Annotated in this window: 16 protein-coding genes; 4 read left to right on the top strand and 12 right to left on the bottom strand. The window is 69.9% G+C overall.

The features are described 5' to 3' along the window. Positions 1-16: 16 nt before the first annotated feature. From QHF89_RS42620 to QHF89_RS42610, 3 genes are all read right to left on the bottom strand, one after another. The gene (locus QHF89_RS42620) at positions 17-1,786 is read right to left on the bottom strand and encodes a dynamin family protein (protein WP_136935320.1); all 1,770 of its coding nucleotides are present in this window, start codon (positions 1,784-1,786) and stop codon (positions 17-19) included. Between the two features lie 9 nt (positions 1,787-1,795). Further along, the gene (locus QHF89_RS42615; protein ID WP_136935319.1) at positions 1,796-2,689 is read right to left on the bottom strand and encodes a M48 family metallopeptidase; all 894 of its coding nucleotides are present in this window, start codon (positions 2,687-2,689) and stop codon (positions 1,796-1,798) included. 86 nt (positions 2,690-2,775) lie between these two features. Further along, a complete protein-coding gene (locus tag QHF89_RS42610) occupies positions 2,776-3,747 on the bottom strand; it encodes a homoserine kinase (protein WP_136969207.1) in 972 nt (323 codons plus the stop codon). A gap of 131 nt (positions 3,748-3,878) precedes the next feature. Here QHF89_RS42610 and hflX point away from each other — a divergent pair, with 131 nt between their 5' ends. Continuing rightward, positions 3,879-5,705, top strand: coding sequence for a GTPase HflX (gene hflX / locus QHF89_RS42605; protein ID WP_136969206.1), 1,827 nt, complete (start codon positions 3,879-3,881; stop codon positions 5,703-5,705). A 62-nt stretch (positions 5,706-5,767) separates the two neighbouring features. Here hflX and QHF89_RS42600 read toward each other — a convergent pair whose 3' ends face one another. The 3 genes from QHF89_RS42600 to QHF89_RS42590 form a co-directional block, all read right to left on the bottom strand. Next, the gene (locus QHF89_RS42600; RefSeq protein WP_284721665.1) at positions 5,768-6,703 is read right to left on the bottom strand and encodes a hypothetical protein; all 936 of its coding nucleotides are present in this window, start codon (positions 6,701-6,703) and stop codon (positions 5,768-5,770) included. A 7-nt stretch (positions 6,704-6,710) separates the two neighbouring features. Further along, a complete protein-coding gene (locus QHF89_RS42595) occupies positions 6,711-7,967 on the bottom strand; it encodes a PEGA domain-containing protein (protein ID WP_170229864.1) in 1,257 nt (418 codons plus the stop codon). A gap of 135 nt (positions 7,968-8,102) precedes the next feature. After that, positions 8,103-8,708 (bottom strand): precorrin-2 dehydrogenase/sirohydrochlorin ferrochelatase family protein, encoded by a 606-nt coding sequence (locus QHF89_RS42590; RefSeq protein WP_136969203.1) that lies wholly within the window; start codon positions 8,706-8,708, stop codon positions 8,103-8,105. Positions 8,709-8,904: 196 nt separating this feature from the next. Between QHF89_RS42590 and QHF89_RS42585 the strand changes: the two genes are divergently transcribed. Beyond that, a complete protein-coding gene (locus QHF89_RS42585) occupies positions 8,905-11,154 on the top strand; it encodes a sigma-70 family RNA polymerase sigma factor (RefSeq protein WP_136969202.1) in 2,250 nt (749 codons plus the stop codon). Positions 11,155-11,196: 42 nt separating this feature from the next. Here QHF89_RS42585 and QHF89_RS42580 read toward each other — a convergent pair whose 3' ends face one another. The 6 genes from QHF89_RS42580 to QHF89_RS42555 form a co-directional block, all read right to left on the bottom strand. Further along, positions 11,197-11,880 (bottom strand): hypothetical protein, encoded by a 684-nt coding sequence (locus QHF89_RS42580; protein ID WP_136969201.1) that lies wholly within the window; start codon positions 11,878-11,880, stop codon positions 11,197-11,199. Continuing rightward, positions 11,877-13,373, bottom strand: a complete 1,497-nt coding sequence (locus tag QHF89_RS42575) for a BamA/TamA family outer membrane protein (RefSeq protein WP_136969200.1) — start codon at positions 13,371-13,373, stop codon at positions 11,877-11,879. The genes QHF89_RS42580 and QHF89_RS42575 overlap by 4 nt, the downstream gene beginning before the upstream one ends. Before the next feature lie 40 nt (positions 13,374-13,413). Beyond that, positions 13,414-15,351 (bottom strand): MSCRAMM family adhesin SdrC, encoded by a 1,938-nt coding sequence (locus QHF89_RS42570; protein ID WP_136969199.1) that lies wholly within the window; start codon positions 15,349-15,351, stop codon positions 13,414-13,416. A 45-nt stretch (positions 15,352-15,396) separates the two neighbouring features. Next, entirely contained in the window at positions 15,397-16,293 is an 897-nt protein-coding gene (locus tag QHF89_RS42565; protein WP_136969198.1) for a hypothetical protein, read from the bottom strand. A gap of 65 nt (positions 16,294-16,358) precedes the next feature. Then, positions 16,359-17,021 carry a bifunctional phosphoribosyl-AMP cyclohydrolase/phosphoribosyl-ATP diphosphatase HisIE gene (hisIE, locus tag QHF89_RS42560; protein WP_136969197.1) on the bottom strand — a complete coding sequence of 221 codons (663 nt, stop codon included), beginning with the start codon at positions 17,019-17,021 and terminating at the stop codon, positions 16,359-16,361. Positions 17,022-17,024: 3 nt separating this feature from the next. Then, on the bottom strand, positions 17,025-18,566 hold the full coding sequence (locus tag QHF89_RS42555; protein WP_136969196.1) for a prolipoprotein diacylglyceryl transferase: 1,542 nt from the start codon (positions 18,564-18,566) through the stop codon (positions 17,025-17,027). 96 nt (positions 18,567-18,662) lie between these two features. Between QHF89_RS42555 and QHF89_RS42550 the strand changes: the two genes are divergently transcribed. Both QHF89_RS42550 and QHF89_RS42545 read left to right on the top strand, forming a co-directional pair. Then, positions 18,663-19,424 (top strand): hypothetical protein, encoded by a 762-nt coding sequence (locus QHF89_RS42550; protein ID WP_284721664.1) that lies wholly within the window; start codon positions 18,663-18,665, stop codon positions 19,422-19,424. Between the two features lie 4 nt (positions 19,425-19,428). After that, positions 19,429-20,298: hypothetical protein (locus QHF89_RS42545; RefSeq protein WP_284721663.1), on the top strand; the 870-nt coding region annotated here is incomplete at its 3' end.

Genomic DNA, 20,298 nt, shown 5'->3' with positions numbered 1-20,298 from the left:
ACGTCCCCCGGGATCGTCACTTCGCGGCCGCGTCCGTGGTCCAGAGCGAGCGGCGCATGGTCTCGAGCCGCTCGACCACGCCCGTGAGCTCGCGCGCCTCCGCGTCGCAGGCCTGCGTCGCGGCCTCCACGCCCGGCGCCTTGCCCGCTCGCTCGGTGCGCGCGGCTTCCAGCACCTCGATGACCTCGCGGTGAAGCTCCTCGCCCGCGGTCACGACCCACTGGTCGAGCCGCTGCGCGAACTCCTGGATCATCTCGTCGAGCTTGGGGCCGACGCGCGCGGCGGCCTCGCGCAGCGCGTTCGGGGCGAGCTCCTTGGCGCGCTTCCTCGTCTCGGCCTCGACCTTGTCCTTCACGTACACGGCGAGGACGGGCGAGGCGAGCAGGAGCAGGCCGCCGAGCAGGACGTTCGTGAACATCACGCCGAGGCCGAGCGTGAAGAGCGCGAAGACGCCCACGTCATAGCCGAGCGTGTCGACCTCCACGCTGGGCGAGCGGACGTCCGAGCCGAGCGCCTGCCCGACACGCTTGGCCACGTCGTGTGCGTCCTCGCGGACGAGCGCGATCGTCTTCTCGGCCAGCGCTTCGAGTGCGTTCGCGATCTCCTTCGTCTCGGCCTGCGCCCAGTCGGCGAACGTCTTCTCCAGGAAGGGGCCGAGCCAGACCTTGATGTCCTCGGCCGAGTGGTTGTCGACGAGATCCGGGATCTGCCGGGTCACGTCGTCGACGAAATGCGCGAGATCTCGCTGCACCCAGGCGCGGATCGCGGCGACCTCCTCGCGGATGCCCGCGCGGCGCTCCTCGATCGTGCGCGACTGGCCGGCGAGATCCTTCTCCAGGAGTTCGATGCGGCGCGCGAGTTCCTCGCTCGACATTTGCGCGGCGCGCCTGCGCGCGTCGATGCCCTTCACCAGCATACGCGCGGCTTCGAGGCCCTCGCCGAGCGCGTTGTCGAGCAGGATGCGGCCTCGCTCCTCGGCGAGGAATTTCGTCAGGTGCCCGAGCAGCTCCGGCATGCCGCTCTCCTCGGGGTGACCTTCGGCCGCGCGCTTCGCGCTGACGGGGAAGACCACGGGCGTGCGGATCAGCTTGGCGAGCTCGGTGCGGATGTAGGCGAGCGCCTCCTCCTCCTCGTCCTCGCTCCAGATGTCCTTCTTCGTGACGACGAAGATGATCTTGTCGCGCGACTGGCCGAGCAGTTTGTCGTTGAGGAAGACACGCTCGCTCTCCTTGAGCGGCTGGCCCGCATCGATGAGGAAGAGCACGGCGTCCGAGCGCGGGATGTAGCTGTAGGTGATGTCCGCGCGCTGGAGCGAGAGGTCGTTCACGCCTGGCGTGTCGACGAGCACGATGCGCTCGCGGAGCAGCTCTGCCGGGTAGAAGACCTCGAGGTGCTTCACCTCGCTCGTCGCGCTCTCGGAGCCTTTTTCCTGGCCGACGGCGAATTTGCGCACCTCCTCGAACGGCATCGCCGTGCGTTCGCCCGAGGCCCGCACGAGCTCCGCGCGCGGCTCCGGCGCGTATTCGAGGTGGTGGATGACGGCCGTCGTCGGGGTCACGCCGACGGGCAGGACCTCGGCGCCGAGCAGCGCGTTCACGAACGTCGTCTTGCCGTGGTTGAACTCGCCGACGACGACGAGGTGGAAGCGGTCGGCGGAGAGTTTGTCGACGACGTCGCTGCCGAGGCGCCCCGCGAGGGAGCGCGCGCCGACGCGGCCGGCGATCGAGAGCAGCTCGCGCAGCGTTGTGGTGATTTCGACCTGTCTCGTGCGGAATGTCTCGAGCATCGTGCGCTCCTAGCCGACCACCTTGATGATGTCGTGCACCTTCTCGTCGACCTCTTCCATCGAGAGGCCGGGGCCTTCCTGGCCGATGTGCTTCTTGTAGAGTTCGCTCTCGGCGAACGTGCGCAGGGCCATCACGCGCTTCGGCAGGTAGGGGTGGCTCGCGAGCAGCTCGCGGTAGCGGCCCACGCCCTCCCGGCCCTCCTCGTACTGCGCGAGGAACGCGTCCATGTTGAGCTCGGCGTAGAGTTTCGCCGATCCGAGCGCGAGCTTGGCGAAGGTCCGCTGCGCGACCTCGAGGCTCTTGCAGCAGAGCAGGCCCGCCCGATCACACGTGACCTCGGCGCGGCGCGACCAGCTCGACAGCGCGACCACCGCGGGCTCGACCAGCGGGCCGAGCAAGCGCGTGGCCATAATCTTGAGGTAGTGCATCGCCGTCAGGTAGACGACGTGGCTGTTGTGGATGTGGCCGCACTCGTGGCCGATGACGTTTCGCAGGTCCTCGTCGGAGAAGTGATCGACGAGCGCAGAGTGGACCATGATGAACGAGTCGTCGTTCGTCCCGTACGTCGCCGCGTTCATCTGCGGGTTGTTCAGGATGTAAACGGTCGGCGTCGCGATGCCGAGCGTCTGCGCGCATTCGGCGGCGATGCCGTGCACGCGCGGGAACTGGTTCGTCCCGACCTTCACCGCGTGGCCGAGGAGATCACTCTTGCCGACGGCCTTGAAGAACCGGACGGAGGCAGCGACCGCCAGCTCGACCGGCTTCATCTTGTCGAACGCGGCGCGCGTCGTCCGATCGGAGACGTACGCATACGCGTGTCCGCCCCCGTCCACGCCGCCTGCGCGCTGTTCTTTGCGGTTCTCGATGAAGCCCTTGAAATCGAGCGTCCCGACTTGTGCCATGGTCCTCGAAGGTAACGGCGTGCCCCCAACGGCGCAACCGTCGGCCCAGGATCCACCACGAAAATCAAAACTCCTTCACGCGCCCTTCACACGCCGAGCATTTCGGCGAGCTCGCGCGCCGAGAGCGCCGAGAGCGCCGCGCCGCGCGCCACGAAGCGCCGGTAATCTTTGAAAGCGACCACGCCGCGCGGGCGCAATTCGTAGTCCGTGATGCGCGTGATCGTGAAGCGAAGCGTCGCGAAGAGCGCCGCGTCATGGAGCGCCGCCCGCTCGTCGTCCGCGAGGGCGCGGACCGCGGAATATCCACGCGCGAGGGCCCGCGCGAGGCCTCGATCGAGCCCGTCCCCGAAGCACCAAGCGAGCACCGTGACCATGAGGTCGAACGCGGCCGCGCCGCTCGACGCGCTCTCGAAATCGAGGAGCGCGGTGAGCGCGCCGTCCCGGAACAGAACGTTGTCCCGAAAGAGATCCGCATGGATCACCGGGAGCGTCGGGCCGAAGCTCACACGGGAGAGGCGGTCGAGCTGCCGTTCGAGCGCGGGCAGGAGTTGCTGCACGTGCTCGGGTGCGTCCGTCCGCTCGCGAAGGCCCGCGAGCCGCGCCGCGAGGTCCTCGGGTCCGAATCGCGTCACGAGCGGCTCGCCGAACGACGCGCCCGCGAGGTGGACACGCGCGAGCCCCTCCCCGACGGCGCGCGCGTGCGCCTCGGTCACCCCGCGCTGACAGATGACATCACCCTCGATCCACGGGAAGACGACCGCGGGTTTGCCCGCGTGCTCGGCCACGAACGAGCCGCCTCCGGAGGCGAGCGGGAGCGGTCTCGGTGTAGGGACGCCGCGCTCGGCGAGGTGCGCGAGCAGGCGCGCCTCCCGCTCGGCCGAGGCCACACTCGCGCCCTCGTAGATCCGCAAAAAGACCCGGCTCCCGCCTTCGACCGTGAGCTCGTAGCTCGTGTTCACGCTGCCCGCGTCGAGCCCGCGCGCGCCCGTGACGACGAGCCCGAAGCGCGCGCCGAGCGCTCGCGCATCCCCCTGCGAGAGTGCCGTGAAGATGCCCATGTCCGGCTGCACGGTACCAAGGCGCGGCCCCTCGCGCCCCGGGGATCCGTGCGTTATGAAAGGGAGGCACGAATCTATGCTTGGGGGAGGCGCTCCGGCGAGCGGAGCTTGGCCCTCAAACCACCGTCCGAATGCAACAAATCTACGGAAACACCACGGGGCTGAGCCCCCACGCGGTTCGACTGCTCGAGCGTATCTATCGGCGCAAGGTCCCCCTCGATCACGTGGCCACGCCGGAGCTCGTCAAATCCCTCGCCGAGGCTTCGCACGTGACGGGCCGCCAGGTCGGCGCGCTCATCCATCGATCGGGCGAGATCGACTACGTCATCGTCGGCGACGCGACGAAGCTCATGCTCCCCGACATCGGCCGCCTGCGCGCCGCCGAGGGCCGCTTCCGCGCGCTCCGCCTCGTCCACACGCACCTCTACAACGAGCAGCTCACGCGCGACGACATCGTCGACCTCGTGCGCCTGCGCCTCGACCTCGTGGCCGCGATCCAGCTCTCGCCCGAAGGCGAGGCGAAGACGATGGATCTCGCGTACAACACGCCGCCCTCACCGGTCGCAGAAGGCGAAGATCCGCGAAATGGGTTGCCCTATCGGCGCGTGGGTCCGCTGCCCGTGGGCCGCATCGACATCCATTTCGGCGAGCTCATCAGCGCGCTCGAAGACGAGTTCGCTCGAAGGTCGCGCATCTTCACGCACGCGAAGGACGGCCGCGCGATCCTGGTGCACGTCGCGGAGAAATCGAAGCAAGGCGCGTACGCGGAGGCCGAGGACAGCCTGCGCGAGCTCGCCGAGCTCTCGCGCACCGCGGGCGTCGAGGTCGTCGACAACGTCGTGCAGCTCCGCGAGAAGATCGATCCGCGCCTCGTCGTGGGGAAGGGCAAGCTCGACGACATCGTCCTGCGAGCGGCCGAGCTCGACGCGGCGACCTTGGTCTTCGATCGCAACCTCACGCCCTCGCAGGCCTCGGCGATCTCCAAGCACGCCGACCTCAAGGTCATCGATCGGACGCAGCTCATCCTCGACATCTTCGCGCAGCGCGCCGAGTCCGCGGACGGCAAGCTCCAGGTCGAGCTCGCGCAGCTCAAGTACGCCCTGCCGCGCCTCGCGTTGAAGGACGACTCGCTCTCGCGCCTCACCGGCGGCATCGGCGGGCGTGGCCCCGGCGAGACCAAGCTCGAAATTGGGCGTCGTCGCGCCAAGGAGCGCGTCTCGTTCCTCGAAGCGCAGCTCAAGAAGCTCTCGCGTCAGCGTGAGCAGCGGCGCCGCAAGCGCGCGCGCAAGGACGTGCCGATCGTGAGCATCGTCGGCTACACGAACGCGGGCAAGAGCACGCTCCTGAACACGCTCACGGGCTCGGACACGATCGCGGAGAACAAGCTCTTCGCCACGCTCGACACGCGCTCGCGCCGGATCCGTTTTCCCGAAGAGCGCGAGGTGATCATCACCGACACCGTGGGCTTCATCCGCGAGCTGCCGAAGGACCTGTTCGCCGCGTTTCGCGCCACGTTCGAGGAGGCCGCCGACGCGGACCTCATCCTGCACGTCGTCGACGCGAGCGACCCGGCCCACGACCAGCACATCGCGACGACCGAGGAGCTGCTCGGCGAGCTCGGGCTCTCGTCGATCCCCCGGATCCTGGTCTTCAACAAGATCGACCTCGTCGAGAAGGGCGAGGCGCGGCGGCTGCTCTTCGGCAACAAGAGCGCGGTGCTCGTCTCCGCGACGAACCGCGAGACGACACGCGCGCTGCTCGCGACGATCGCCGATCGGCTGAAGGATCGGTGGGAGCAGGCGAGGACGGTGCCGGCCTACGATGTCGACGAGGACGAGGCGCAGGCGGGCGAAGGCGAAGCCGCGGACGCGGCGCCCGTCGAGCCGGAGTCGTCGCTCACGACGCTCGCCGAGCTCACGGCGGACAAGCGTTATCGGCGGACGACGCTGCGGGTTTGAAAAAAAAACACGCGGGGGGATTCGCTCCGTTTGCCGGAGCAACCCCCCGCGCGTTCGTCACGTCACGGCGCGCATTCGCCGGCCGTGCACACGTTCGAGATGCACTCGTCCGGCAAACCGCAGGGCGTGCCGGCGATCTTGAGGCAGGTCGTCGCGTCGCTGCACGCCTCGCCCGCGCCGCACGCCGGATCGGGCGTGCCCGCCGCGACCGGTGTGCACGTGCCCGCGGTGCCCGCGCCGTCGCACGCGAGGCAGAGCCCATTGCACGCGGTGTTGCAACAGACGCCGTCCGCGCAGAAGCCGCTCTGGCAAGCGTTCGCCGCAGCGCACGACGCGCCGTTCGCGACCTTCGGCGCGCACATGCCGCTGGCGTTGCAGTAATTGCCGGACGCGCAATCCGCGTCCGCGGCGCACGTCGTGGCGCACGCGTTCGCGCTGCACGCGTAGGGCGCGCAGGTGACGTTGTCGTTCGCCTGGCACGTGCCTGCGTCGTCGCAGGTATCGGGCTGGTTCGCGACGCCGTTCGCGCAGGACGCCGTGGCGTCTCCGCACGCCGTCCCGAGGGCCTCGTCCGTCACCTGCTCGCTACCTGCGGCGTCGCACGTGTGCTGCTTGCAGTCGCCCGCCACCTCGTTCGAGGACGGTGCGCCTTCCGCCTTCGGCTCTTCGCCGCAGTGCATGGTCGCGTCGCAGATCGCGACGATGCACGGGCCCGACGGCGGAGGGCAGTCGGTCGCAGGATCGACGCAGGTGCCGACGCTGCCGCCCGCACCGCCTTGGCCGCCAGCGCCGCCTTGGCCACCCGCGCCGCCCTGGCCACCTTGACCGCCTTGGCCACCAACGCCGCCCGTGCCGCCCGCGCCGCCCGATCCGCCATCACCGACCGGGATCTGGTCGCGATCGACCGAAGCGACGAGCTCGCAGCCCGCGCCCACGGAGAGGGCGACGCCCGTGCAGAACACGAGCGTTGCCCAGCTTCGAGTGCTCCGTGCGTTCATCGTGTGATCAGAACTTGAACGACACGACGCCGCCGCCGCCCGTCGGGCCGACGAAGGGCGCGACGACCGGCTTGTAGAGCTTGGTGGTGGCCGTCTGCTGCGCGGGCTTGTCGTCGCCGCCGAACAGCAGCACGGCGCCGGTCACGCCGAACGTGAGCGCCACGGCGAACGACATGTCCGCGATGAGCGCGTTGCGATCGGTCTTGTCGGCGTTGTCGACCGTCGGGTTCGCCTCGAAGTCGCTCTTCGCGCCGAGCGCCGAAACACCGAAGATCGTGCCGACGACCGCGCCCACGCCCGCGAGGCCGAGCGTCACGTACGCCGGGACGTACGACTTCGGCGGCGGAGGCGGCGGGGGCGGCGGGGGCGGCGGAGGCGGCGGAGGCGGAGGCGGCGGCGGAGGCGGCGGGGGCGGCGGCTCCTTCTCGAGCGCGGGCGCCGGCAGCTCCTTCGCTTCGCCGAAGGCGACCTCGACCTCTTGCGGCTGCGAGGTGATGTAACCCGCGGCCGAGTAGACGAGCGTGTGCTTGCCCGGGTCGAGCTTCAGCTCGCCGGCGGGCGCGGGCTCCTTGCCGTCGACCGCGACCATGAGGCCTGCGGCCGTCTCCGGCGTCGTGGCGATCTTGACCGTCGCAGGCGTCTTCTTGAGCGCCTCGATCTTGGCCTTCGCCTCGTTGACGCGGTCCTCCCACTTCTTGGGATCGAACTTCTTCTTCTTGTCGGCAGCCTGCTCGTCGATCGCCGCGAGGAAGCCCTGGTAGGCCGCGACGGCCTCCTGCACCTTGTTGAGCTTCTCGAGCGCGACAGCGACCTTGAACTTCGCGTTGAGGCCCGGGAGCGTCTCGTCGGCGGTCTTGTACGCGTCGAACGCGGCCTGGAACTCGCCCTTCTCGAAGGCGGCGTCGCCGTCCTTCATGGCCTGGGTCGCGAGGTCCTTCTTCTGCTTGTCGGTGAGAGGCTTCGCCGGCTTCGCGGCAGCGGCCTTCTCGTCCTTCTTCGCGGGGGCGGCGGCGGCCTTCTCGTCCTTTTTCGCAGGAGCGGCGGCCTTCTCGTCCTTCTTCGCGGGCGCCGCGGGCGCGGCGGCCTTGTCTTCCTTTTTGGCCGGCGCCGCCGCAGCAGGCTTCTTGTCCGCGGCGGGGGCGGCGGGCGCGGCGGCAGGAGCCTTCGCCTGCGCGTACGCCGCCGGAGACGCCGTGAGCGCCAACAGACTCGTGAGCACTGCTGCCGTGTGCAACGACGTCAGCCGGCCCGAACTCGATCGCATATCTAAGCCCTCCTCACTCGTCTCTGCTCGACTCTCTGAGTTTCGCTGAATTAACTCGCGCTGCCTGCGCGACACAAGAGGTTTGAGCAGCGCGCGTCATTGCGCCCTCTCCGTCCCTGTCCCCTCCCGCGTGCGTCAGGGCTCCTCGCCCCGCTCGACCCACGCGGGAAAACGAAGCGCCGCGTCCAAAGCAAAACCCTTCACGGCCTCGGCCATCCGGGCCGCGCGCTCCCCCCGCGGCAGCCGGGCCCGGAGGCCTTCGAGCGCCCCGAGGAAGCGCCCGAACCGCGGATCGCCGAAGAGCGCTTCCAGGTCCTCGCGGATGCGCCGCACCACCCCCGGGCTCGTGCCGCCGGTCGCGAACGTCATCGTGAGGCCGTGGGCCCGCGCGACCGCCGGGTTCACGAACGTCGACCGTTCGGGCCTGTCGAGCGTGCACACGAGCCGCCCCTCCGCGAGCCCGCGGGCGTGAAACGGCGCCGCGCGGCTGTCCTCCGACGTGGCCACGAAGACGATCGCCTTGCCGTCGACATCGCCCACGGACGGCTCCCTCCGCTGCAACTCGATCCGCCCCTCGGCCGCAAGCGCCTCGATCGCCGGATCGATCTCCCCCGGCGTGACGACGACGACCCGCGCACCCGCGGCGAGCAGCCGCTCCACCTTGGGCACGACTTCCGCGCTCGCCCCGACCACGAGCGCCAGGCGCCCCTGCACATCGACTTCGACCGGCAAGTACCGCACGAACTCCGTTTACCACAGGTTCTCGTTGTCGATTGTTTGTCCAATGTTCGGTAAGGTTGGACAAAATCCGACTTGACATACGTGCGAAGTGTCCGTCAGTCTTTGTCCAATGTTGACGTGATGTTGCGATGTTTGTCTAGTGTTGTGCACGGGGACGATCGGCGCGTGGGCGCCGGCGAGAGCACGGAGGTCGGTCGTGGAAAAGAGCGTGACGATGCCGGCGGCGGGGATGGCAGGGACGCCCGAACGGATCCCGGGCGCCGCGTTTCGCGCTGCGGCTGCCCTTCACCTGCAACGAAACACGCACCTCTCGCGTGAAGCGATCGCGCGGGACCTGCGGGATCGACTCGCGCGGCGCGGGATCCGCTACCACCTGCGCACGCTGAAACGGCAGATCTCGGGCGCCGTCGCGACGGTGCCGCCCGAGGTCGACCGCGCGCTGCACGAGGCGATCGCCGAGGCCGGAGGCGAGGACGCGATCGTCGCGGTCGAGCGGGCCCTCGCCGAGGCCGGGCTCGCGGCCGCGTCCGCGGCCACGGCGCCCACGTACATCGCTTGCGAGCGGATGCTGCCGCTCGCCCAGCTCTGGCTCTACCTGCACCCCGAGCGATCGAAGCGCGCGCTCGCCTTTCGCCTGCGCGAGGAGCTCGAGCGGAGCGGGATCCGCCTCAACGTCGACTCGCTCCAGAGTATCCTCGCCGGCAAGCAGAGGCTCGTGCGGCGCGAGATCCAGGACGCGCTCTTCGCGCTCCTGCACGTCGACGGCGTGACGTCGTCGGCGGACGCCGAGGCGCGCATCGACGCGATGTCACGCGAGATCCTCGGCGCGCAGGAGGGCCGGGTCTTCGAGAGCGCGCGCCGGATCCACGAGCTCGCGAAGGCGTGGAAGGTCGAGCACAAGGAGCCGTCGTCACGCAGGCTCGCGCTCCTGCTCAAGGAGCGGCTCGCCGAGCGAGGGATCGTGATCGGCCTGCCGCACGTGCAGAAGCTGGTCGATGGGCGCGCGCGTCGCGTGCGGCATGCGATGTCGAGGGCGATCGAGTCGATCCTGCGCGGAGACGCGGCGCCCGCCGTGATCGAGGCGCCCGCCGCGAAGGACGCGTCGTCCACGGGCGTCGAGCTGGATCTCGCCTGGGTGAAGGCCGCGCCCATCGCCGAGCTCGCCCGCAAGCACGTGGCCGAGAACCCGGGCATGACGATGCGCAAGCTCGCGATCCGCATCTCGCGCGAGGTCGAGGCGTTCGGCTACGCCACGAGCCCGAACACGATCCAGCCGATCCTTGGAGGTCACAAGAAAAAGACGCGCGGCTTCATCTACCGCGCCATGCTCCACCTCGACGGCGCCGCGCCGACGCGCGTGCCCGAGGAGCACGTCTTCGGGGCGCCGCGCGGCGAGCGCACGACCGAGCCTCCACCCTCCTCGGATCCACCGCTGGACACCGATCCGCGCTCGCGGAGCCGCCTCGCCCCAAAAGCATCGAGCCCTGACGGGGCCGCCCGCAAGCCGCGGCCCGAGGGCCTCGGTTCGAGCCCGGCGGCGCAGTCTCCGTTCGGGGCCTACCGTGCGGCGATCCAGCGGTACCAGGCGCTCGATCGCGAGACCGAGCTCGAGCTCGCCTGGCGGTACCGGCGCGAGGGCGATCACGCGGCCGCGAACACGCTCGTGGAGAGCCACCTGCAATTCGTCGTGAAGGTGGCCGCGCAGTACCGAGGTTACGGCATGCAGCTCTCCGACCTCGTGGAGGAGGGCAACCTCGGCCTGCTCGAAGCGGTCCGACGGTTCGAGCCGTCGCGCAACCTGCGCTTCAAGACGTACGCGATCTACTGGATCCGCGCCTATATCGTGGACCACTTGCTCCGCGAATGGAGCATCGTCGGCGGCGGGACGGGTCCGCTCGTGTCGCGCACGTTTTTCCGGCTGCGGCGTGAGCGGGCCAAGCTCGAAATGCAGCTCGGCGAGGGCGACGCCTCGATCGACGCGCTGCTCGCGACCCGGTTCCAGACGACGGAGGACACGATCCGATCGATGTCGCAGCGGGTCGCGTATCGCGACACCTCGCTCGACGTGCAGGCGCGAACCGAGGGCGGGCCGACGTTGCTCGAGATGCTGCGCGATCCGTCGTCGGATCCTGAGCACCTCACGGCGAGCGCGGAGCGCGACGCGATCGTTCGCGGCGTGGTGGACCACGTGTGGAAGGCCCTCGATCCACGCGAGCGGCTCATTGTGGAGGAGCGGCTGCTCTCGGACGACGACGACGAGGTGAGCCTCGCGGATCTCGGCCGCCGCCTCGGCGTCTCGCGCGAGCGCATGCGGCAGCTCGAAGCGCGCACGAAGTCGAAGCTCCGCAGCGCGTTCGAAGCCGTCGTGCGCGAAGGCAACGAGGCCGCCGAGGGGCTGCTCGCGGCGACGCCACCCGAGCCCGAGCACGAAGCGCTCTGCGCTTGAGATCGTTTCACGTCGAAGCAATGGCCGCGCCCGGCGGCACGCCTACGGCTTCTTCTCGGGCGGCGGCGGGTTCGGCGGTGCAAACACCTGCGTCCGGAACGCGAGCTTCCGATCCGCGTCGCCGATCCGCGCGACGAAGAGACCCACGAACGATCCGAAGAGCGAGTCGCCCGGCCCGATCGCGGCGGATCCGTTTGGGCGTGTCACCCAGCGCTTGATGCGATCCTGGGTCTCCTGGCTGATCGGGTTCACCTCGACGAGCCCGGCCACGAAGTACCGGCCATTGTCGTCGAGCTGAGATCGCTCGATCAAGCGCAGCTTCCGGGCCTCGGCGCACTGGCGCAAGACGCCCTCGATGTTGACGGCGACCGTATCGACGAGCCCGCCCGGCTGCGTGATCTGCAGGCGAAAGACCTCGTCCCAAAGGTCGTAGACGACGCGGCACGTCTTCGCCGTGAGCGCGACGGGCTCGGTGCCGCCGTCGCGGAACACCCAGGCGCGGAGCACGATCACCGTGGGCAAACCGCTCGAGAGCTTCTTCTCGATCTCCGCGTCGACCACGTCGCGGAAGGGCACGCTGAGGACGGCCTGCTTGCCCTCCAGCGCGACGACTGCGTTTCTCGTCGGCAGGGCCGCCGGGGTCTTCGGCGGCTCCGCGCGCACGGTCACGGCCGGGGCGGTCAGGGCGGCGAGGGCCAGCGCGAAGAGCGCCGCCCGCCGGGTCATTTGCGTGCACCGTTGCGCGCGGCGACGAGCCCGAGCACGTTGGAAAACGCGATGGTCACGCCGCCGAGCTTCGTATCGAGGCGCAAGCCGAGGTTGCCCGTGACGTCGACCGGCAGGCGCGACCAACCCCGGTACCCCGTCGGCGGATCCGTGAACTCGCGCCGCGTCGCCACTGAATAAATGCCTGCCGACGCGAAGAGGTCCACGCCGTAGACCGACTCGCGCCCCGTGTAGAGCGGGATCCGATATTCGCCTTCGATCTTCGCGGCGAAGTCGCCGTAACGCACCTCGATGATGTCGGTGCCGAGCAAGTTCGGCGGCTGCCTCCGATCCGGCGCGAGCGCGAGCAGGCGATCGGGCAAGAGGTCGGTGAAATCTCCGACGTAGAACTGCTCGAAGAAGGGCGCGTCGCCCGCGATCGCGCCCACGTACGCGTCGAACCGCACGACGTGCCGCCACGGCAGGCGCCACCAGCGCCGCAGCGTCCCCTCGAACTTTTGAAAGCTGTAATCGGTGCCCGGGATCCCGACCGTCACGGACGCCTGCGCGTGGGTCCCGCGCGCGGTCAAAAACGGCGCGTCGCGTGTGTCGTACGTCAGCGTGCCGCGCACCGTCGAGAGCACGCTGCGGCCGGGCCGGATGGAGAAATCGACCGGCTCGCGCGAGAGCCCGCGCATGTGCGAGGCCGCGACGGGCACGGTCGCGTCGATCTGTTCGAGGTGGTAGTCGAGCGCGAAGGACGACGAGACCCCGAGATCGTGGCCGGTGCCGATCGTGGCGCCGAAGCGGCGGTAGGCGACGACCGCGTAGTCCGTCACCTCGCGCTGCGCGATGAGCGGCGCTTCGAAGAGGACGTCGCGATTGCCGAAGAAGTCGCGCGCGTCGTTGTAGAGCACGGTGATCGCGGCCGACCAGCCCGTCCCGACGAACGAGGGATCCACGAAGCTCGTGCGCAGCGCAAACTGATCCGCGGCGAGCGCGACGCCCGCGCCGAGCGTGATGCCCGTGCCCGCGAGGTTCGTCTCGGCCACCTGCACGCCGAGGAACGCCGAGAGCGGGCGCGCATTTCCGGCCGTGTCTTCATCCGCGGCGACGCCGGCCCAGAGGTTCTGCACGACGAGCGTGTTGCGCTCGACGACCTCGATGATGAGCACGGCCGCGCCACGCCGCGACCCCTTGCGCAAGCTGAGATCCACCTGCGCGAAAAAACCCGTGCCGAGGAGCCGATAACGCGTGAGCTCGAGCTCCGGATCGTCGACGTCGAGCAGATCCCCCGCGCGGAATTTCACGTACCGGAGCACCACGCGCCCCGCCGTGCGGACATTGCCGCGCAGCTCGATCCCTTCGAGCGTGTAGCGGAGGCGCGCCCGCTGCGGCGTCTCCGGAGGCGACGCGGTCGTGCTCGGAGAAGGCGGATCCGCGGCCGAGGCGAGGGCCGGGATCGCCACGACGGCGAGGGCGGAGAGCCAGACGAGCGAGCGCGCGCCGATCACGTGGTTCGTCCGCTGCCCCGCGACATCGCTCGGCGTGTGCTCACTTCACCTTGGGGATGTACTGCGGGATGACGAAGTACACGAGCTTGATCCCGTTCTTGCCGCCGAGGACCTGCCCATCGGGCGTACGGACGCGGATCAAGGCGCGCATCACGAGCAAGGTCGCGGGCTTGATCGTGTTGTTCACGGCGTGCACGCGGAAGCTCACGGGCGCGTCGCCCTGCAGGCCGAAGAACGTGCTTTCCGTGCGGCTCGCGTAGGGCAGGGGAGAGGCCGCGCTTTCGAGCGTCTCGATCTTCGTGATGAGCGTGTTCGCGTCGAACGGCGCCATCCCCTGATCGACCGGCGGGTTCTGGTACGCGAGGTCCGGCACGCCGTCGCCCGTGCAATCGACGCCGCCGTCGCACGCGTAGTTCTCGTGCGCTGTGGTCACGTCGTGCAGGCCCGCGTCTGCGAGCCGGCCGAGCAGGCGCACGACCTCCTGCGACACCGAGCCGCTGCCGACGTCCGTCTTCGGCACGAGCGGGTAGTCTTTCCCGCCGAACGCGGGGTCGTGGTAGAGGCTGCCCGTCTGCGTGGCGAGGTCCGTGAGATCGGCCCGCGCCGCGCCCGGGCTGCCCGTCGCGACGGGCACGCCGACGACCTTCGCGTTGATGTTGTTCAGCGCGGTCACGGCGTCGGCGTACGTCTTCACCGTCCCGCCGACCTTGGCCCCGTCGTACTGGTGCGTGACGTTCGGCCCGTTGTGGAACGCGGCGTCCGTGATGAGCACGAAGATCGGCAACGACTCGGGCCGGAAGCAAGGCGCGCCGATGCTGCCCATGAGCGGACAAGCGTGCTGCGGGTAGTTCCAGATCCCGCCGATCGTGAGCGCGTAGTTGTTCGGGTTCGTCGCGGCGAGCCAGAGCGCCTGCGACGTCCCCTCGGGCGCGTCCCCGCCGCCCCCCGCCGTGAGCGTGCCGAGGATTTGCTTCGTCGCGACCGGCGCCGTGTACGTCTGCCCATTGAACACCGGCGGCGCGAGGTCCCCGGCTATCGTTTGAGCACCAACCTGGAAGCGATACCGATAGAGCGCGTCTCCGTCCTGTCCGTAGGGTAGCCAGGGCACGTCGCGCACCTCGCCCACACCGATCCACGCGTCGCCGATCGCCGGGATCGGCGGGCTCGCCGCAGGATCGCCGTTCAGGATCGCCGGGATGATCTCCGTGTCGATCGACGCCTTCAGGTTGTCGATCGCGGGCTGCATCGACGCCGTCGTGTCGATCAGGAAGTAGATGTCGGCCTTCGTGACGCCGGTCGAGAACGTAAAATCCTTCGCCTGCGGGCCGCCTTGGTACGGCAGGACGAAGTAGAGCCCCGCGTCCGCTGGGACCGATCCCTTCTCCGTGGGGCTCGAGCCGGCCGCGAGCTCGACGAGATCGATCACGCCGTCGTCGTCGCAATCGACACGCACGCGGCAGCCCTTTGCGCCGTCTGCGTCGTACGTCGTCTCTTGCGTGTCCGACACGCCGTCGTTGTCGCTGTCGAGATCCCGCACGTCCGGATCGCCGTCGCCGTCCGAGTCCGCGAGCGGATCGCAGCTATCGTCACGCGTTTGTCCCGGCTCGCCGTTCAGGAGGAAGGGGTTTGCCGCTTCGTCCGCGTCGAGCACGCCGTCGCCGTCGCTGTCGTTGTCGAGCGCGTCGGGCGTGCCGTCGCCGTCCGTGTCCTGGTTCGGGGCGAGCTCGAGGAAATCGGCGATGAGGTCCTTGTCCTTGTCCGTCGGGTCGCCGCATGTCCCGCCGGAGTCGAGGAACAACGTGCCCCCCTCACCGCCCGCGCCCATGCCGGACGAGGACGACATGCCGCCGCCGTTCGCGCCTGCGCCCGAGCCGCCGGGTTTGATCCCGGAGTCGGGCGAGCAGGCCAGCGGGATCGAGGCGGCCGCCGCGAGGAACGAGAGCCCGAGGCCGAACGAGCGCAAGCGATTCTGCTTCATCGTGCACCTGTGCCAGCAGAAGGAAGGCGACGCGAAAACGCCGGCTCAGGGTATCACGTCGGCCCGCCGTTCCCTCCGTCGCCTCGCGCGGGGCTGCATCTCTTCGTGCTGGGCCTCTTCCTCGGCCGCAGCCTCGTCCGCCGCCGCGCCGGGCTCGCTCGCAAACCGCTGCCGGGAGCCACTCCGGAGCGGCTCCCGGTCCTGCGCGCCGGCCGCCGCGTCCGCCGGCGGTAGCGGCGCCGCGTCGAGCCGCACGAGATCCGCCGCGGCCACGGCGGGCTCGTCGAGGTGCGTCGTCGCCCGCACGAGCAGCCCGCGCACCTCGGCGCGCACGGCCGCGTCACGTGTCCATCCGGGACGCGCGTGCGCCACGATCGCCCGCGCGAGCAGGAGCTCGGCGCGGCCGCGCACGTCGTCCGGGATCCACGTCGCGAGCGCGGGATCCGCGGCCGCCGCGAGCGCGCGCCGCAGCGCATCGATCCGCCTCGGGCCAAACCGCGCCGCGTCCTCGGTCGCGCACGTCGCGAGCCGCGCGAGCCGCTGCGCCACGAGCCGCGCTGCGTGCCCGACGGGCTCCGCCTCACACGTGGGCAGAGGCCGCGCGCGATCGAGCGCGAGCAGCACGGCCGCGAGGCAGGCGCCGGCCACGATCACGGTGACCATCACCATCGCAACTTCGGCGTGGGATTGCGGCAACCACCCCGTCGTGATCGCGATGAACGCGGCGCTCGCGGCGAGCACGAGCCCCGTGCATCCGAGCGCGCCTTGGGTGTGCGCGATGCGTCGCGTCGGCCCTTGCCGCACGAGGCGCCCTCCGCTTGGCAAGCGCTTCATCGCGCGCGAGGCGGCTTGATGCAGCCCGACCGACAGGGGGCCGAGCTCCAGCTTCGGTGGTTCGCGGAAGGGGGATTGTGGCGTCCCCGCGCGCCGAACGCCGGTCATCGCAGACCGAGACTACCAGAGCATCGGCCTCTTCCGGAACGCGCCGCAGGACCTCGCCGCGCGTGTCAGCGAGGCCCGCCGCGCTTCGCTTTTTCCTCGTGCCCGCTCGTCCCTGCGCGCGCGGCGAGCACGCGCACCACGTCGCGCAGCGGCACGCCGCGCGACGCGAGCCCCACGAGCACGTGGTACACGAGATCCGCGGCCTCGTTCGCGACGCGCGTGTCGTCCTCGCCTTCGATCGCACGGACGAACTCGTCCGCTTCCTCGCGGATCTTCGCCCCGATCTTCGTCGGGCCTCCGTCGAGCAACGACCGCGTGTAACTCTTCTCCGCGCTCGACGTGCGCCGCGCCTCGATCTCGCGCTCCAGCACTTCGAGGAATGCAGCCGCATCCACGCCGGCCTCCGCGGCGATCCCGCGCTCGTCCACGCGGCGGAAGAAACACGCGGGTTTGCCCGTGTGGCACGTCGGCCCGACCGGATCCACGAGCAGGAGCAGCGCGTCGGCGTCGCAGTCCGCGACGATCGCCGCGACGGCGAGCGTGTTGCCGCTCGTCTCGCCCTTCTCCCAAAGCGCGCCCCGGGATCGACTGAAGAACGTCGCTCGCCCCGTCTCGATCGTCCGTTCGAGCGACGCGCGGTTCATGTACGCGAGCATGCGCACCTGACCCGTCATCCGGTCCTGAACGATCGCGGGCAAGAGCCCCGCCTCCCCCCAGGCGAGCTCCACGCTTCAGCTCTCCTCGGACGGGGGCGGCTCCGAGGTCCGTTCTTCCTCCACCGGCTTCTTCTTCGTTTTCTTCGTCGCGACGGCCTTCGGCGCCTCGTCCGACGCAGCAGCCTTCTGCGCCTTCTTCGCGGGCTTCTTCTTCACGCGCGGCGCTTCGTCCTCGTCCTCGTCCTCGTCTGCATCCGCGGCCTTCTTCTCGGCCGCTGCCGCCTCGCCGTCCTCGTCCTCGTCCTCGTCGGCGACGTTGCTCTCGGCCTTCTTCTCGGCCGCTTCGTCGTCGACGTAGGCAAGCTGCGGGATCGCCATCGCCGCTTCCGGGTGAGCGAGCGCGGCCTGGTGATACACCGAGAACGCGAACGCCGCCGCGAGGCCCGTGCTGAGCGCGACGGCCTGCGATGTCGACAGCTCGATCGTCGCCGAGGTCCCGAACGACTCGGGCCGGAGCGCGAGGAAGAGCACGACGGCCGGGACGAACGCGAGGATCTGCGACAGGCGCCGCATCGTCGGGTTCTCGACCATCTTCGAGATGCCGACCACGTAGCCGACCGCGAAGAGCGCGAGCGCGAGCGGCAGGAGGATGTGCTCGGGCAAGGACGGCGGGATCCAGCCACGCTCGTCGTCCGCGCGCAGCATCTCCAGCAAGAAGCGGCCGACGCCGTAGGCGAACGTGAAGAGCAAGAAGATTTGACCCCGAAACTTCTGGTACCGCCGCGAGACCAGGAGCAGCACGAGGAGCGAAAGGCCGACGAGCGACTCGTAGATCTGCGTCGGGTGCACCGGGAGCGACGCCGTCGCGTCGTCCTCGATGAGGTGCTTCTTCACGTGCTGGATCCAGGCCGGCGAGCCGCCGGGCACGCCGGTCGACGTCTCGATCAGCGAGGGATCCCAGCGCGGGAACGTGCCGAGCTTCTGCAGCCACGCGGGCGCCGTCTTCGCGAGCGGCTGGCCGAAATCACAGCCGAAAAGGTAGCAGCCGACGCGCGTGATCATGAGACCCGACGCGAGGCTCGGCACCGCCACGTCCGCCCATGGCAGGAGCGGGATCCCGTGACGCCGCAGGAACACCAGCGATCCGATGAACCCACCGAGGAAGCCGCCGTACGCCACGAGCCCGCCCTTGCGGACGTCGAGCATCGCGCCGAACGACTCGAACTCGTTCAGGTTCGTAACGATGTACAAGATGCGCGAGCCCACCACCGCGGCCACGGCCGTGACCACGTAGTTGTTCGCCATCAGCTCCTTCGGCAGTCCATCCCGCTCCGCGAGCCCGAGCGTCAGATACCAGCCCACGACGAGCGACAGGCCGAGCATCACGCCGTAGCTGTAGATGGGCAGCGGCCCGACGGGCACCGTGCTCGCGCGGAACACGAACGCCGCGGCGCCGAGGGCCACGGTCGCGACGGCGGCGCCGATCGCGAAGGACCTGTTCTTCGTCACGAACTGGTAGATCGCGACGATCGCCGCGATGCCCGCGAGCGCGCACAGGACCCAGAGCAGGGGTAGCGTCGTGCGCGGGAGCGGCACGCGGAACAGGATCGGATGCATAACCGCCCTTCCTTACGCTTGCCCCAAGGGCCGGGCAAGCGTCGCCGATGCGCGCGGCCCTTTTGGTGGAGCCCCACCTGCTGCTACGATGTCGGCGTGCTCAGACGAGCGACCACGATCGGCGCGTGCGCCCTGCTCTCGCTCACGCTCGTTTCGTGTGTGCCCGAGGGGCCGCCCACGGCGGACGCCGGCCCTGCGCAGCCCGCCCGTCCGGCGACCCCACGCCCCCAAACCAAGGCCCCGCCCGTTCCTCTGGTCCCGCCCGGTCCGCCCATCACGGCGCCCTTCGAGGACACCTTCGACCGCGCCGCGCTCGGCGAGGACTGGAACGCGCTCTCGCCCGGCTGGCACATCGAGAACGGCCGTCTCTGCGGCAAGAGCGCGAAGAACCGCGGCATCTGGCTCCGCCGCCGGCTCCCCGTGAACGCGCGTATCGAGTTCGACGCCTACGCCGAGAGCGCGATCGGCGACCTCAAGGTCGAACTCTGGGGCGACGGCCAGAGCGGCGCCACGACGACGTCGTACACGAACGCCACGAGTTACATCGCCATTTTTGGCGGCTGGCGGAACTCGAAGCACGTCCTCGCGCGCCTCGACGAGCACGGCGACGACCGGCTGGAGATCGACGTCGACCCGAAGAGCGACGACGAGCGCGAGCGCCCCGTCTCTGCGGGTCAGGCCTATCGGTTCCGCGTCGAGCGCGCGGACGGCAAGACGATCGTTTGGTCGATCAACGGCGTCGAGTACTTCACGCTCACCGACCCCGAGCCGCTCGCGGGCCCTGGGCACGAGCACGTCGGCTTCAACGACTGGGAAGTCCCGGTCTGCTTCGACAACCTGAAGGTCACGCCGCTCTGACCGCATGGAACACGCCGAGGTCGAACGCGCCCTGGAGGATCTCGACAGCCGACTCGAACGGCTGCGCGCGCTCTACGAGCAGTACTTCCTCGGCATCGAGAAGCTCGAGCCGCTGGTCCCGCGCAAGGAGCTCGATCGGCGCATCATGCTCCTGCGCCGCGAGCAGATCCGGAACACCGCGCTCCGCTTCAAGTTCCAGACGCTGATCCAGCGCTACAACACGTTCCAGCAGTACTGGGGCCGCGTCGCGCGCGAGATCGAGAACGGCACCTACCAGCGCGACGTGCTCCGCGCGGCCGCGCGCTTCGGCGCGAAGGACGCGCTGACGATCCTCGGCAAGAAGCAAAAAGAGAAGTACGCGAAGCTCGCCGCCGCGCAGGAAGAGCGCCGCGCCCGCATCCGCAAGGAGGCGCTCACGATCGACGAGGAGATGCTCGGCGACGAGGATCTCCTGGCCGACGAGGTCGAGGATTTCGCGGACGAAGAGCTCGCCGACGACGCGCTCGAGTTCACGACCGCAGAGCCGCCGCCGGCGAAGGCCGCGCCGCCGCCGCCCCCGAAGCCCGCCGCGCCGCCGCCTCCGCCCGCGGCCCCGAAACCGGCTGCGCCGCCGCCTCCGCCGACTTCGAACCCGGGACGAATCTCCGCGCTGCCTCCGCCGCCGCCCGCGATCGGAAAGGCGCCACCACCACCGCCTGCGCCGGGCAAACCCGCTGCGCCACCACCGCCGCCCGCGCCGGGCAAACCTGCTGCACCGCTGCCGCCGCCCGCGGGCAAACCTGCTGCGCCGCCGCCGCCTCCCGCGGGCAAATCCGCCGCGCCGCCTGCGCCTCCGCTCGCCGCGAAGGCCCCGCCGCCTCCGCGCCCGCCGCTC

It is taken from the genome of Polyangium sorediatum (assembly GCF_029946465.1).
In the GTDB taxonomy this organism is placed as follows: Bacteria; Myxococcota_A; Polyangia; order Polyangiales; family Polyangiaceae; genus Polyangium; species Polyangium fumosum.
Note: the sequence above shows the minus strand (reverse complement) of the source record. Positions and strands in the feature narration are given on the sequence as shown.